The organism is Flavobacterium sp. AK-345 (assembly GCF_058310175.1).
In genome coordinates this window covers 50,652-65,608 of record NZ_JBZEER010000005.1, presented here as the reverse complement: position 1 = coordinate 65,608, position 14,957 = coordinate 50,652, and the positions used below count along the sequence as shown (strand labels likewise).

The following is a 14,957-nucleotide window of genomic DNA, read 5'->3' as shown; positions in this document are numbered from 1 at the left end:
ATTCAAGTGCTACAAATACCAATTAAAAGCTACCAGTAACAAAGTGTTTGCTTGAAGTTTCCGGTGTTGTATTTATTTTTGAACCATACAAATAAATAGAACAATGGATAAAAAAACATTATCAATCCTGAGCTACATCACCATTATTGGTTGGATTATAGCCTACGTAAAAAGCAAAGATTTAACGCCAAAAAGTGATTTGGTAACCTATCACCTTAAACAAGGCTTCGGAATTTTTCTGGTATCATTTGCTGTAAATATTGTGCTTTCTGTAATCGTATTTTCGATTACTTCACTTTATTTTCTGAATTATATTGGTTACGCTATTTTCATTTTATGGATTTTCGGAATCATAAATGCAGCCAACGAGCAAAAGAAACCTATTCCGGTTATCGGGAAAATTTTTGAGGATAAATTTGGTTTTATCAACTAAATCTAATCTCCCTTTTTAATTTTGGTTTTTGAATATTAAAACCAAATTCTGCTTCTTTTTTAACTTGTAGTTTTTATATGAAGTAAAGTTTTTTTGAAGGCAAAATCGCTGGAAATAAATTCGGAATTTAATTTGGAAAATCAAAAGAGAGATAATTTATAATTGTCTCTTTTTTTTTATAAATATGCTAATTAATAAAAAAATAACATAAAAAAAAGAATGTTTATATTGTTTAAGTATTTGTTAATCAGTTTATTGTTTGGATTTAATCAAATTCTAATGTTATTCTAATGTTGCGCTTTCAATTTAGTTTTAAATTGCGCACCCACGAAAAAATGGTAGGAAAATCAGCTTAAATAAGATTGGTTTTTATACAAAATGAGAGCTGTTTTTTTGGGTTAAAAAGTAAATTTAGAAACGATAGAATGCTGAACAAAATTAAAAATAGTCTTTTATGCAAATGCCTTCAGGTGTTGCTAATTGGGTACTTTTTAATGAGCAGTATGAACATGTCTAATAGTCTGAGCCAAATCATTAAAGAAAATACAGAACAGGATTCTATTAAAGGAATGACCTGTAATTTTCTAAAAAAGATTTTTAAATGTGACGGTATTACCGAAGAAAAAAATGATTTTGAATCTAAAGATGCAAAGACTGCTAAAGTTGCAAAAGGTATTCCTTCATTAGATTATTTAATTCCTTTAAGTGCTTCATTGCCTGATTTATATATTAAAACAGGGACTAAAGGAAAAAATTATATAAATAACCCGATTTTCACTTTCGGTTTTCATGGCAAAATTCATTTGCCACCTCCTCAATTCATAGTATAAATACTCTTTTTTTTTCGGATTAGAAGCAATTCTAAAATCCTTTATATGGCATTTGCCGTATATATTATCTATCTATTAATCTTGTATTTATATATAAATTCATGACACCATTTAAACGTTTTATTAATTTACTCAAACTAGATAAACGCGACGTATATCAAATTATTTTTTACGCTGCTTTTGCTGGTTTGGTCAACCTTTCGCTGCCGTTAGGAATCCAGGCTATTATCAACTTTATACAAAGCGGCCAGCTTAGTGTTTCCTGGATTGTACTTGTATTTTTAGTTACTGTCGGAGTAGCATTTGGAGGTGTTCTCGTTATTTTACAGCTTCGAATTGTGGAGAATTTGCAACAGCGAATTTTTGTGCGATCTTCATTTGAATTTGCTTACAGAATGCCTTTAATCAAATTTAAGGAAATGCATTCTGAATATGCGCCTGAAAAAGCAAACCGCTTTTTTGATACTTTAATGGTACAAAAAGGAACTGCAAAACTTTTATTAGACTTTTGTACCGCTTTTTTACAGGTAGGTCTTGGGATTATATTATTGGTTTTATACCATTCTTTCTTTACGGTTATCGGGCTTTTCTTTATCGCAATTTTGTATATCATTTTTAAATTTTCATACAAAGAAGGTCTTGAAACCAGTCTTAACGAATCGAAGTTTAAATACAAAGTCGCGGCCTGGCTTCAGGAAATAGCGCGCAACCGCGAAAGCTTCCGCAAAAAAGGAAGTTTCGAATATGCTCTCGAAAGAAATGATAGTTACGTAAGTCAATACGTCAATTACCGCGAAAAGCATTTTCAGGTAATGAAAAAACAATACATTCAGCTTACTATTTTTAAAGTAATAGTTACGGCTGCCCTGCTGTCGATTGGTGGTTTTCTGGTAATTCACCATCAAATGAACATTGGGCAGTTTGTAGCTGCTGAAATTGTTATCGTATTACTAATCAATTCTGTAGAAAAAATAATCTTTGGTCTGGAATCTTTTTATGATGTGCTGACTTCTGTAGAGAAAATTGGTCAGGTAACGGATATGGAAATATCCTGTATTCCGAAAACAGCAACAGTAACCGAAACCGGAATTACAATCGAAACCGAAAGCATTGCCTATAATTATCCGGGTTATAATAAAAAATCACTTAAAAATATTAATCTAAAAATCGCTCAGGGCGAAAAAATAGTATTAAGAGGAACAAACGGAGCCGGAAAAAGTACCTTATTACGTTTACTTTCCGGTTTACTTGAACCTGAAAGCGGTGCCATGTACGTGACAGATAATTACATGAACCGTCTGGACGAAGATGCATACAGAGCGCAGGCCGGAACTTTCTTGCAGGGCGATACGCTTTTTGCAGGAACCATTAGAGAAAACATTCTTTTTGGAAATAAAGCCATTAATAATGATGATTTAAAATGGGCATTGGATAATGTTTGCCTGACACCGTATATTAAAACTTTTCCAAACGGACTCGAAAATCAGATTCATCCGGGTGGGGGAGAACTTTCTGCGTCGGATATTCAAAAAATATTGTTGGCACGAAGCATTGTTCACAAACCTAATATATTATTTCTCGAAGATCCTGTTGATAAAATGGACGAATTGACTTCGGGTAAAATCATTGATTTTTTACTTTCCGAAGAAAATAACTGGACGGTAATTGTAACTTCTAAAAGTGATGTCTGGATGGACAAATGCGACCGTATGATCACGATTGATGACGGAAAAATTATTAACGACATAAAGCTTTAATCATGCTCAATATATCTAAAGATAATAATATACTCATAACTCCGGGACAATACGCTTCTATTACCAGCGTTGCCCGCAGACCACATTATAAAATTTTAAACAGGGTAATAGTTGGTTTTTTACTATTTGCTGTTGCATGTCTTTTTCTACCGTGGACTCAAAATATTTCAGGGAGTGGTTCTGTTACAACTTTAAAACCGGATCAAAGACCTCAGACCGTCCATAATGCCATTGCCGGAAGAATCGAAAAATGGTACGTTCAGGAAGGTGATTATGTAAAAAAAGGAGACACGATTTTGTTTATTTCTGAAACCAAAGAAGATTATTTAGATCCGAATCTGGTTGGAAATACAAAAGATCAGGTGGATGCAAAAAAAATGGCAGTAGAATCATACGGTGATAAAGTAAACTCACTTGATGTTCAGGCACAGTCGCTTAATACAGAAAGAGAATTAAAACTACAACAGGCTCAGAATAAAATAAAACAGGCGCACTTAAAAATTAAAAGTGACAGTATGGATCTTGAAGCTGTAAAAACGCAATTAAGAATCGCTACTACTCAATTTAATCGTTCGACAGCACTTAACAAAGAAGGTTTAAAACCACTTACAGATGTCGAACAAAAAAGATTAAAACTTCAGGAATCTGAAGCGTATATCATTACGCAGCAAAACAAACTTTTGAGCAGTAAAAACGAACTGATCAATGCGAAAGTCGAAATAAATAGAATTACAGCCGAATATACTGAGAAAATTTCGAAATCAAAAAGCGATAAGTTTACTGCTTTAAGTACGCAATATGATACTAAAGCCCAAGTAAATAAACTGCAGAATCAATATGTAAACTATAGTTTAAGAAACGGCATGTATTATATTACTGCTCCTCAAAGCGGTTACGTAAATCGTGCTTTATTGGCGGGTCTTGGCGAAACAATTAAAGAAGGAACTCCGGTTGTAAGTATTATGCCGTCTAGCTATGATATTGCAGTAGAAACTTATGTAGATCCTATCGATCTTCCGTTGGTGCATCGTGGTGCAAAAGTTAGAGTTTGGTTTGATGGATGGCCAAGAATTGTATTTTCAGGCTGGCCGGGTTTATCTTATGGAACTTTTGGCGGAAGAATTGTAGCAATTGAAAACTTTATAAGTGCCAACGGAAAATACAGAGTGCTTATTTCTCCGGATGGTAAAGATCAAAAATGGCCAAAAGAATTGAGTATTGGTGCAGGGGCACAAAGTATCGCCTTATTAGAAACAGTTTCTGTATGGTATGAAATATGGCGTAACCTAAATGGTTTTCCGCCAAATTATTATAAGTCAGATGAAAAAGCAGCAAATGGAAAAGAGAAAAAATAAAATAAGATACGTTGTGTTTTCTTTTTTGTTTTTCCTTGGTTTTTTACATTCATACAGTCAGGATTTTAACAAAGAAGAACTAAGCTACAGCGAATTTTTAGGATACGTAAAAAAATACCACCCGCTGGTAAAACAAGCCAATCTTGAAGTAAGTAATGCACAGGCAAAACTTATGGTGGCGCGTGGTGGTTTTGATCCAAAAATTGAAGTAGATTACAATAAAAAAGAATTTAAAGGAACAGAATATTATTCGCTGTTAAACAGCAGTTTCAAAATCCCAACTTGGTATGGAATTGAAGTTAAAGCCGGATTTGATGATACAGACGGGCAATATTACAACCCGCAAAATCGTACACCAGAGGCAGGATTAACTTCTCTTGGAATTAGTGTGGCTCTGGGGCAGGGAATGTTCATCAACCAACGTATGGCCGATGTAAGAGAAGGTAAACTACAGATAAAATTAAGCGATGCCGAACGAAAATTAAAAGCGATAGCTGTTTTATACAAAGCAAGTGAGGCTTATTTTGAATGGAGGAAAAGCTTTAACGAAGCCGAACTTTATAAAAGTTATCTGGGTTTTGCGAGTACCCGTTTTGAAGGCGTAAAAAAACTGATCGAACTTGGTGATTCTCCCGCAATTGATAGTGTCGAAGCTAAAATTACTGTACGAAACAGGCAACTGAATGTTGAAAACGGAAATTTAAAATTGGCAAAAGCCAGACTTAATCTTTCAAATTATTTATGGATTGAAAATGTTCCTGTAGAATTGGAAGATCATGTAAAACCGGAACAAAATTTAATTGAAACTGTTGAAGAAACGCTAAAAACAGATGCGATGATGGTAAATGTTGAAACATTAGAATCGCATCCTAAAATACAAGCTTTAGAAACTAAATTATCAATATTGGAAATCAACAGAAAATTAAAAGCAAATTCGCTTTTGCCAAAGGTCAATGTTGGTTACAATTACATTTCTGAACCTGTTTATTTTGATTCTTTTAATGCCGATGATTACAAATTTAATATTGATTTCAGCATTCCGATTTTTTTGAGAAAAGAACGCGGAAGCCTAAAACTGGCTAAATTAAAAATGCAGGATTTAAAATTTGATATCGATCAGCAAAGACTAGAACTCAAAAACAAAATAAAAGCGCAGCAAACTGAAATTACATCTTTAAAAAAGCAAAAAGAAGTTATTGACAGTCTGGTAAAAGATTATTTGACAATGCTAAACTCTGAAGAGAAATTGTTTTCATTTGGCGAAAGCTCCATTTTCCTGATCAATTCGAGAGAGAATAATCTGGTGAGTGCAAAACTGTCTCAAATTGGTATTGAAAATCAGTTTTATATTTCAAATGCCGAGTTGTATAAGATACTGGCAAATCCGGATTGATTTTATTTTTTTAATAGTTAATTGTTTAAAGAGAAACCTGTGAATTTTTATTTACAGGTTTTTTTATATAGTTCATTTATAGGTAAAAATCTTAAATAACAAACTAATTAAAATCAAAACAATAGATTTTATCTATTAAAGTAGATTGATATAATATTCATAACGCATACATCCTTTTTATTTTGTTTGTAAATTAGTAGTATCGAAAATAATACAAAAAACAAAAAAATAAAATTTGTAAATCATGGAAAATCAATCAAATGACATCAGCAAGTGCCCTTTTCACAATGGCAGTATGGATAATGCAGCTGCAACAGGCACAAAAAACCGTGACTGGTGGCCCAATCAGTTAAAGGTAAGTATCCTGCGACAGCATTCGCCACTTTCAGATCCTATGAATAAAGACTTCAATTATGCAGAAGCATTTAAAAGTCTTGATCTTGAAGCAGTAAAAAAAGATTTGCACGCACTTATGACAGATTCACAAGATTGGTGGCCGGCAGACTTTGGTCATTACGGAGGTTTATTCATTCGAATGGCATGGCATAGTGCAGGAACATATCGTGTACAGGATGGTCGCGGTGGTGCAGGTGCAGGGCAACAACGTTTTGCTCCTCTAAATAGTTGGCCGGATAATGTGAGCCTTGATAAAGCAAGAAGACTTTTATGGCCTATTAAACAGAAATACGGACAAAAAATTTCATGGGCAGATTTAATGATATTAACCGGAAATGTAGCTTTAGAATCTATGGGCTTTAAAACTTTCGGTTTTGCCGGAGGACGCGCTGATGTATGGGAACCGGATGAAGCTGTTTATTGGGGTTCAGAAACTACATGGTTAGGTGGAGATGAACGTTATAGTGATGGTTCTGAAGGAGTACCAAAAGAGCATGGCGTTGTATCTTCTGATGATGATGCAGATGGTCATGTTCACTCCAGAAATTTAGAAAATCCTCTTGCTGCTGTTCAAATGGGACTTATATATGTAAACCCTGAAGGTCCTGACGGAAATCCTGATCCGATTGCTGCAGCCAAAGATATTAGAGACACTTTTAGCCGTATGGCGATGGATGATGAAGAAACGGTAGCATTAATTGCCGGAGGACATACATTTGGAAAAACCCACGGTGCAGCTTCTTCTGATCACGTAGGTAAAGAACCAGAAGCATCAGGTCTTGAATTACAGGGATTTGGCTGGCAAAATAGTTTTGGTTCCGGAAAAGGTGCAGATGCAATTACAAGCGGATTAGAAGTTACGTGGACAAAAACGCCAACGCAATGGAGTAATAATTTCTTCGAAAATTTATTTGGTTTTGAGTGGGAACTTTCTAAAAGCCCAGCAGGAGCGCATCAATGGGTAGCAAAAAATGCCGAAGCGATTATTCCGGATGCTTTTGACAGTAGTAAAAAACATTTGCCAACAATGCTTACTACAGATTTATCATTAAGATTAGATCCTGCTTATGAAAAAATATCACGTCGTTTTCTTGAAAATCCTGATGAGTTTGCAGACGCTTTTGCCCGTGCATGGTTTAAGCTAACACATAGAGATATGGGACCTCGCGAGCGTTATTTAGGACCGGAAGTTCCGCAAGAAGAATTGTTATGGCAAGATCCTATTCCGGAAGTAAATCATACATTAGTAGATGAAAATGATATAGCTCAATTAAAAGGTAAAATACTAAATGCAGGATTGAGTACCTCACAATTAGTAGCAACGGCATGGGCTTCGGCTTCTACATTTAGAGGTTCTGATAAACGTGGCGGTGCAAACGGTGGACGTATAAGATTAGCTCCGCAAAAAGACTGGCAAGTAAATAATCCTGCACAACTTAAACAGGTTTTAGACAAACTTGAAGGTATTAAAGCAGAATTTGATGCAACGCAAGAAGGTAAAAAAGTTTCACTAGCCGATTTAATTGTTTTGGCAGGTTGCGCCGGTGTAGAAAAAGCAACAGGAAATACAGTTAGAGTGCCTTTTACACCAGGTCGTATGGATGCGTCTCAGGAACAAACAGATGTTGAATCATTTGGATATCTAGAACCTAAAGCAGACGGTTTTAGAAATTACAGAAAAACAAGATCAACAGTTTCTACAGAAGAACTTCTTCTTGATAAAGCAAATTTATTAACACTTACTCCACCAGAATTGACGGTACTTTTAGGAGGATTACGTGTGTTGGATATTAATACAGATGGAAGCAAGAATGGAGTTTTTACACATCGTCCGGGTCAGTTAACTAATGATTTCTTTATAAACTTGCTTGATATGAATACCCAATGGAAAGCAGTATCAAATGATAAAGAACTTTATGCAGGAAACGATCGTAATACAGGTCAGCCAAAATGGATTGGAACTCGTGCAGATCTTGTTTTTGGATCTAATTCAGAATTAAGAGCAATAGCAGAAGTATACGCAAGCGCGGATGCACAAGCAAAATTTGTAAATGACTTTGTTGCAACATGGAATAAAGTAATGAATTTAGACAGGTTTGATTTAGCAAAATAAACATTGTTAAACATCAAAAAAAGAGGAGATTTATATCTCCTCTTTTTGTTTTTATCTTAAAAAACCACTTCTATCGTAGTTCCGTTTCCTATGTCAGATATTATTTTTAACTTTCCTTCTAATGCATTGGTTCTCTCTTCAATATTTTTTAATCCAATACCATATTTTACTTTTTCGATATTAAATCCATTTCCATTATCCCAAATCCGAATCGTAATTTTATCTCCGGTTTTTAATAACATTATATAACATCTTTCGGCATTCGAATATTTATTGATATTTTGCAAAGCCTCCTGAATAATGCGGTAAATATGTATTTTGTTGATACTTGATACAGAAAACCAATCTATATATTTATCTACCGATACATCAAACTTTGTGTTAAACTGATTTTTTTGAGATTCAACAAGATTTGTCACTATTTCAGGAAAACTCTTATCTTCAAAAAGCAGGTTTTGTGTTAAATTATGCGAAACCCGTCTTATTTCATTTTCTGTTTTTTCAAGTTCCTTAACCAATAGCTCTTTTTTATCTGTTTGAATTGAATCTAGTTGAATAAGATTGAATCGGGTAGTAAAAACACTATTCACAATGCCATCATGTAATTCCATTGCAATACGATTTCGTTCCTCATTGCGGGCCAATTCTGTTTCAGATTGTTGCTGTAACATCAACTGATATATCTTTTCATTTGCTTCCTGTTGTTCTTTAATATAAAACAGTTCTTTATTTTTTGATTTCAAGCGATATATTATAAAAAACACAAATGAAAAAAGAATTACAATGCCAAAGCCAATAATAATATAACTGTTTCTTTTAGATAAAATTTCATTTTTTTCTTCAACCTGATCTGTTTCAAAAGCAATTCTTGCAAATTGATTTTTTGTTATTCTTTCTACTTTTTGCAGGCTGTCATCAATTTTTAAATACTGATTTGTATAAAACGTCTTGTTTTTGAAGTCATTCTCCATCAACAATTTTAAAGATTGAATAGTTAATTCGTTAGATTTTATTTTTTGGGATAATTCAAATCCTTGCTTAATATAATTTAACGCTTTTACAGTATCTTTTTTAAATAGAAAATATTGCCCAATATTAATTTTATTGGATATCATAATGGGTTTTATGTCAAGACTATCGCTTACTCTTAACGATTCGCTCAACAGTTGATATACATTCGTATAATTTCCTGTTTTCATTTGAGAATGCCCAAGATTATCGAGCAGCATTGCATACGATTTTGGATAATTTTGTTTTAAATCCTTGATTTGTAAAGCAGTATTATATAATTGTATTGCTTTTTTATGATTGTTTAGTTTTTCATAAATCCGGCCCATATTATTGCAGCAGGAAATTCTCGATTTAATAATTTTTTCCTTTGGATAATTTTCTTTTTCAAGCTGATTTAATTGCTTTAAAGCGAGGTTGAAATATCTTAATGAATTAGAGCAGTCATTAACTTCATTCAATGAAATAGCCAACAAAACATAAGATTCATAGATTAATCGTGTATTGGTAGTTTTCGAAAGAAGCCTTAAAGCGCTGATAGCTTCAATTTCACTTTCAGAAAAAATTCCGGCATCAAATAAAATTCCGGCTTTGTATAATTGTGTTCTTCCTGAATTTAAAGTATCATTTTTTATTTTGTAAAGCCTTTCAGACTGCGAATAATAACTAAAAGCACTGTCTAATTGCGATTTCTGTTCATAATAATCGCCAAAAAAATAGAGTGCTTTTGCAATATGAGTAGTATCATCCTGTTTTAGTCCAAGATTGTAAACTTTTTTAACAGCAGTTAGAAATTTTTCATATTGGCCAATATTGTAATACTTGCTGGCAACTTTAAAATACAAATTTCTGGTAACAGAATCATTTTCATATTTTGATAAATAATTATAAATAGTATCTACTATTTTTTCTTTACTATCATTTTTAAATGTTTCTGAATCAGTATTTTTTAAAGCTTCAATTACTGCTTTTTTAAATTTGCTGGAATGATTTTTTTTGTGGCATGCTATAATTAAAAAAAAAACCAACAAGAATATTTTAGATTTTATCTTCAATGTCTTCGGAAAAAGTTTATCCAAAAATAGATATTAATAACCAGATAATTAGAAACATTATCTGGTTATTATAAAAATATTACCCTTGATTTTTATCTTTATCAGATATCTCAAGTAGATTTTGAGGAGTTGTACTATTTAAACTGTCAGTAGTTACCGATGGCAAAATTTGGTTCTTGTTTATTAAATTTTCTGTTTTCCCCTCTTCCAAATTGTCAGTAGAGCAAGAAGAAATGACAATCATAGCCGCAATAGAGCCAATAGCAAATAATAGCTTTTTCATAAAAAGTAATGAATTAAATAATTAGTAAATAATATCTGGGGCAGTCTTCCTTTCGGAATTACCTTTTTGAAAAGCCGGGAAGTGACAATTCTAATTATTGAAAATGACATTACTTAAAAGCAACATTTTCCCCACTTTCAATAATTATTTTGGTTGATTATAATGGCAAATAAACAGGAAAAAAGAGGTTTGATATTTAGTTTTTGCCTTGCTTATAGTGACCCTGTTGATTACAATAGTTTAAGGCATAATCGAAGTGGTGAAAGGGATCATTTAAAATAAAAGGACTATTTTATTCGTTTTTAGATAGAGGAAGCGGTATCTTCTAAATGTTTATTTTTCTGATTATAGAATCGACATTATCTTTGTAAGTAAGTGAAAAAGGGAGTATTTCGTTGTAATTTAGGTAGCATTTTGATTTGCTGAAATGTATTCTGGAAACATGATTTATGTTTACGATATAGCTTTTATGAATTCGTAGAAAGTAAAAGGGCAATGTACTTTCAAAATGTTTTAAAGTTTTGTAGGCATTAACCGTTTTTCCGTTATCCATTTGAATATCAGTTGTGTTATTGTCTGCTTTTAAATAAGTTACATTTTGCAGCGCCACAAAATGATAATCACTATAAGATTTAATGCAAATACTTGTTGCAAGGTGTACAGGGGTTTTCTTTTCAAATTTAAACAGCAATTTCCCTAAATCATGCAACTGTAATGACTCTACGATATAATCAGAAAATCCGGATTGTATTGCTTCAAACGCGTAATTTGATGATTCTGCCAAAGCAACAAAATAAGGTAGGGATTCTACATATTGAAATAATTCTGCAATGGTTTTAAAAAGTACAGTTCGCTCTTCAGCTTTTGCAGGAATCTGTACAATTACCAATTGTGGTTTTAGTTTTATGATTTGGTTTATTGCCATTTGATTATCTTTGGCTACACCGGCACAAAAATAATTAGGAAAATTCTCGAAAAGTTCTAAGGTTTTTTTAGCATTGGAGGCATTGTCATCAATAATAAGAAAGGAAAACCGCATAAATTATACTAATAATAAGAAAGCGCAATCTAGAAAAGTTTAAATTTTCAATGTTGCAGAAAAACTGCCTATTTTGTTAAAGTTAAATTTTAATTAATGAATATACTTGTAGTAGATGATCATCCGATGACTGTAGAGGGCTATATTAATGCACTTTCAGGAGATTCTTTTGCCTCAAATAAACCACATTTCACAAAAGCTCATAATTGTGAAGAAGCTTATTTTGCCATTACCAAAAATATCGCTGCAAAACAATCTTTTGACATCGCCATAGTTGATAAAGGATTACCTGCTTATGAAGAAAAATCTATCTTTTCGGGCAGTAATTTAGTTTTGTACATTAAAGAAGTTATGCCAAACTGCAAATCTATTATGATTACGGCGCATACCGAGATAATTATCGTTTATGATATTGCAAAAAAAGTTCGCCCGGAAGGTTTAATTATAAAAAATGATATCACTCCGGAGAAATTGCAGGAAGCAGTATCAGACGTAATGCAAGGCAAACAATATCAAAGCCCGACCGCAAAAAAATGCATCAATGAAATTTGGAAAAAAGAATTGATGGTCGAAGATTACAACCGTCAGATTATATTTTATTTATCCAAAGGCTTTAAAATAAAAGAGCTTGATGGTGTTATTTGTTTGACAACAAGCGCTATTCAAAAACGTATTCTCCGCATGAAAAAAATCTTTGACGTAACTGATGATTCTGGTTTAGTGAAAGAAGCAATAAAACAAGGATTTATTTAAGTCCACTTCACGATTTTAACATATTTTACTTATAAATAACCTTCTTTGTTAAAGGTTGTTTGCGATATGTTAGCATTCCATTTCTTCTTTATAAGTTTGGTAAGAGTTATTTAAAATTAACGAAAGCAATGTGCACTTTGGATTAATTTCTGAGATTTGAGATAGTTTTTAACTATTTATTAATCATCAAAAAAACCTTAGATGAAAAAAAATAAGCCTAAAAGATGTTAAAAATGCATTGAACAGAGACGAAATGAGAATAATTTCCGGGGGGTCATTTTCTTGTTATTGTAACGGATCTTACAACGGTCAATCTGGATTAGTTTCAGATTACGTTGGTAGATGCTAATCTGCTAAAATGCAATATTTGATGATTAAGGCTGATTTATTTCAGCCTTAATCTATTAGAATCATATTCTAATTTAGAAAATAGAATGAAAAAATAATTATGGATTGATGTAGTTTTGCCAAAAAAAAGCTTGAAACCTCATATCATAAAGCCATTCCGTTTCAGCAGGAAATGTCAGGAACCGCAGAGATTATTACCGAAGATTTAAGATTAGCAGAAAAATTGTTATATCAGTTTCGTGATATTTTTAGAACATAAGTATGCAATATTGCTAAACTTTAAAACTTATTTAAAAACAAAAAGCCTGTAAACATTGAGTTTACAGGCTTTTTTGTGGAGTCGCCGGGAATCGAACCCGGGTCCAAACAAGCAACTAAAGAGCTTTCTACACGTTTATTTCCTGATTGGATTTTCGATGTTAAGCTAGGTCAGGAACAACCACTCAACACTTATCTTCTTAATTTCGATATCCACCCGAAGCTCATGGAAATCTAGGTTTATTTTTACGGTTCCCCTGTACTGACCGCCACAAACCAAGGCTTTCAAGGAGAATCCAGCTTCCCTATCTGATAGGGACGTGGCTAATCTTACTATAATTCAGATTATGCAGCTAAAGCGTAGTTATTTTCGCCGTGTAAAAGTGTAAGATCTTATATTTACGAGCAAGGTCTCAATGCTCGACGTGCTTACTTTCCAATTCGACTTGCTGTCAAAACCAGTCGACCCCAAAAATGAGTTTGCAAATTTATACTTTTTGACGTTAGATAAATAATAAATTTCACTTAAAATTTAATTATTCTTCATCTTTAAAAACAAACGGATAATCGCCAAAAATTGGAGCCAGTTTACGAACTGCATACGTCTTTCTGGTCATTTTGTTTGAAAGCGCAATAATGGTTACATTTTCTTTCATCAACGGAACATAAGATGAGGTATTTCCGTGCCACCAGCCATTATGGAAGTAATAATTTTGCCCCGAATCCCAATTGATCATTCTGATTCCAAGACCGTAATTTTTTGTTCCTTTGCGTTCATTACTGTAACCTGTATAAACTTCTTTTAGTAATTCAGGTTTTAAAAAACCAGGTGCATTTCTTGCTCTGTCAAATTTTAAAAGATCTCTTACAGTAGAAAATATATTTTTATCTCCATATACATTATCCAGATAATCAAAACCAATTTCTACGCCATTCCCTTTATAAGAAGGTACAATGTTTTTTCGATCCTTGTCATCGTCAAAAACGTACGTATGTGTCATTCCTAATGGTTTAAAAATCATTTCAGACATTGCTTCTTTATATTTTAAACCTGTAACTTTTTCAATAATAAGAGCCAGCATGGCATAATTAGTATTGCAATAGCTAAAACGAGTTCCCGTTGGTGCTTCCAGACCAATGTTTTTAGTTGCCAGGATATCAAGAATATCCTGATTAGTTAATTGATTATGTCTGTCCCAAACTGATTTATCATGATCTGTAAAATACGCATAGTTTCGCATTCCGGTTCTATGGGATAATAACATTCTAATGGTACAATTTTCGTAGGGAAATGTTTTTAAAATTGTATTTACTTTTTGGTCCAAATCAATTTTACCTGCATTTACAAGTTTTAGAACAGCCGTAGCAGTCAATACTTTACTTACAGAAGCAATCTGTACAGATGTTTCTGCTGTAATTTTTGTCCCTTCATTTTTATTAGCAAATCCGTTATATCTTTCAAAAATAATCTGACCATTTCTCGCTACCAGAAAACTTCCGTTCATGCTATTGTTTGGCCAGTTTTTATTGTAAAAATGATTTATTCTTCCTGTAACTGAGTTTACATAATTTGCCGGAAGTCTTTTTTCAGGACCGGCCGGTTTCATTTTAGGTAATGTATCTTCTACTGTGACAGTTGGTTTTTGTGTCGTGGCTTTTTCTTTTCCGCATGAAGCAAAAACTAAAATTAGGAAAAGTATTTGTGGTATATTTGTTTTTTTAAGGAGGCTCATTTTCATCATTCTTTAAAAACAAATATATAGAATTCAATAATTATGTTTTTGTTTTTTCATCCTCTGAAGAAACTTTTTTTAACATTTTTTTAACTTCTTTTTTTGTTAGTCGATTGTGCATCAATGATTAACGTTGTAAAAATGTTTGAAATCAGAAAAAAACAACAAAATTTTAACTTTTTTTGTTATATTTGAAACAAATT

12 protein-coding genes and 1 other RNA gene are annotated in these 14,957 nt (G+C 32.8%); 8 read left to right on the top strand and 5 right to left on the bottom strand.

All coding sequences use genetic code 11. The features are described from left to right. Positions 1-103 precede the first annotated feature (103 nt). From AC4FQ3_RS10980 to katG, 6 genes are all read left to right on the top strand, one after another. A complete protein-coding gene (locus AC4FQ3_RS10980; protein WP_042563144.1) occupies positions 104-433 on the top strand; it encodes a DUF4870 domain-containing protein in 330 nt (109 codons plus the stop codon). Between the two features lie 494 nt (positions 434-927). Then, positions 928-1,263: a hypothetical protein gene (locus AC4FQ3_RS10975; protein WP_491181875.1), complete on the top strand. Its 336-nt coding sequence runs from the start codon at positions 928-930 to the stop codon at positions 1,261-1,263. Positions 1,264-1,364: 101 nt separating this feature from the next. Then, positions 1,365-3,020: a peptidase domain-containing ABC transporter gene (locus AC4FQ3_RS10970; RefSeq protein ID WP_491181874.1), complete on the top strand. Its 1,656-nt coding sequence runs from the start codon at positions 1,365-1,367 to the stop codon at positions 3,018-3,020. 2 nt (positions 3,021-3,022) lie between these two features. Further along, positions 3,023-4,375, top strand: a complete 1,353-nt coding sequence (locus tag AC4FQ3_RS10965) for an HlyD family secretion protein (protein ID WP_463460216.1) — start codon at positions 3,023-3,025, stop codon at positions 4,373-4,375. After that, on the top strand, positions 4,356-5,768 hold the full coding sequence (locus AC4FQ3_RS10960; RefSeq protein WP_491181873.1) for a TolC family protein: 1,413 nt from the start codon (positions 4,356-4,358) through the stop codon (positions 5,766-5,768). Before AC4FQ3_RS10965 ends, AC4FQ3_RS10960 begins: the two co-directional genes overlap by 20 nt. Before the next feature lie 244 nt (positions 5,769-6,012). Beyond that, complete coding sequence (gene katG / locus AC4FQ3_RS10955; RefSeq protein WP_491181872.1) at positions 6,013-8,277, top strand: catalase/peroxidase HPI; 2,265 nt, start codon at positions 6,013-6,015, stop codon at positions 8,275-8,277. Between the two features lie 56 nt (positions 8,278-8,333). On the opposite strand, the gene AC4FQ3_RS10950 is transcribed toward katG, so the two are convergent. From AC4FQ3_RS10950 to AC4FQ3_RS10940, 3 genes are all read right to left on the bottom strand, one after another. Continuing rightward, the gene (locus tag AC4FQ3_RS10950) at positions 8,334-10,313 is read right to left on the bottom strand and encodes an ATP-binding protein (protein WP_491181871.1); all 1,980 of its coding nucleotides are present in this window, start codon (positions 10,311-10,313) and stop codon (positions 8,334-8,336) included. A 106-nt stretch (positions 10,314-10,419) separates the two neighbouring features. Next, positions 10,420-10,623, bottom strand: a complete 204-nt coding sequence (locus AC4FQ3_RS10945; RefSeq protein WP_042563139.1) for a hypothetical protein — start codon at positions 10,621-10,623, stop codon at positions 10,420-10,422. A 325-nt stretch (positions 10,624-10,948) separates the two neighbouring features. Continuing rightward, positions 10,949-11,662: a LytR/AlgR family response regulator transcription factor gene (locus tag AC4FQ3_RS10940; RefSeq protein ID WP_491181870.1), complete on the bottom strand. Its 714-nt coding sequence runs from the start codon at positions 11,660-11,662 to the stop codon at positions 10,949-10,951. Positions 11,663-11,758: 96 nt separating this feature from the next. Here AC4FQ3_RS10940 and AC4FQ3_RS10935 point away from each other — a divergent pair, with 96 nt between their 5' ends. Continuing rightward, a complete protein-coding gene (locus AC4FQ3_RS10935) occupies positions 11,759-12,415 on the top strand; it encodes a response regulator (protein ID WP_491181869.1) in 657 nt (218 codons plus the stop codon). Between the two features lie 211 nt (positions 12,416-12,626). Further along, a complete protein-coding gene (locus AC4FQ3_RS10930) occupies positions 12,627-12,764 on the top strand; it encodes a TIGR04149 family rSAM-modified RiPP (RefSeq protein ID WP_491182039.1) in 138 nt (45 codons plus the stop codon). A gap of 331 nt (positions 12,765-13,095) precedes the next feature. Here the strand turns inward: AC4FQ3_RS10930 and ssrA are convergent. Together ssrA and AC4FQ3_RS10920 are read right to left on the bottom strand one after the other, a co-directional pair. Further along, positions 13,096-13,491: a transfer-messenger RNA gene (gene ssrA / locus AC4FQ3_RS10925) on the bottom strand. A gap of 66 nt (positions 13,492-13,557) precedes the next feature. Beyond that, entirely contained in the window at positions 13,558-14,760 is a 1,203-nt protein-coding gene (locus tag AC4FQ3_RS10920) for a serine hydrolase domain-containing protein (protein WP_073395292.1), read from the bottom strand. Positions 14,761-14,957 lie beyond the last annotated feature (197 nt).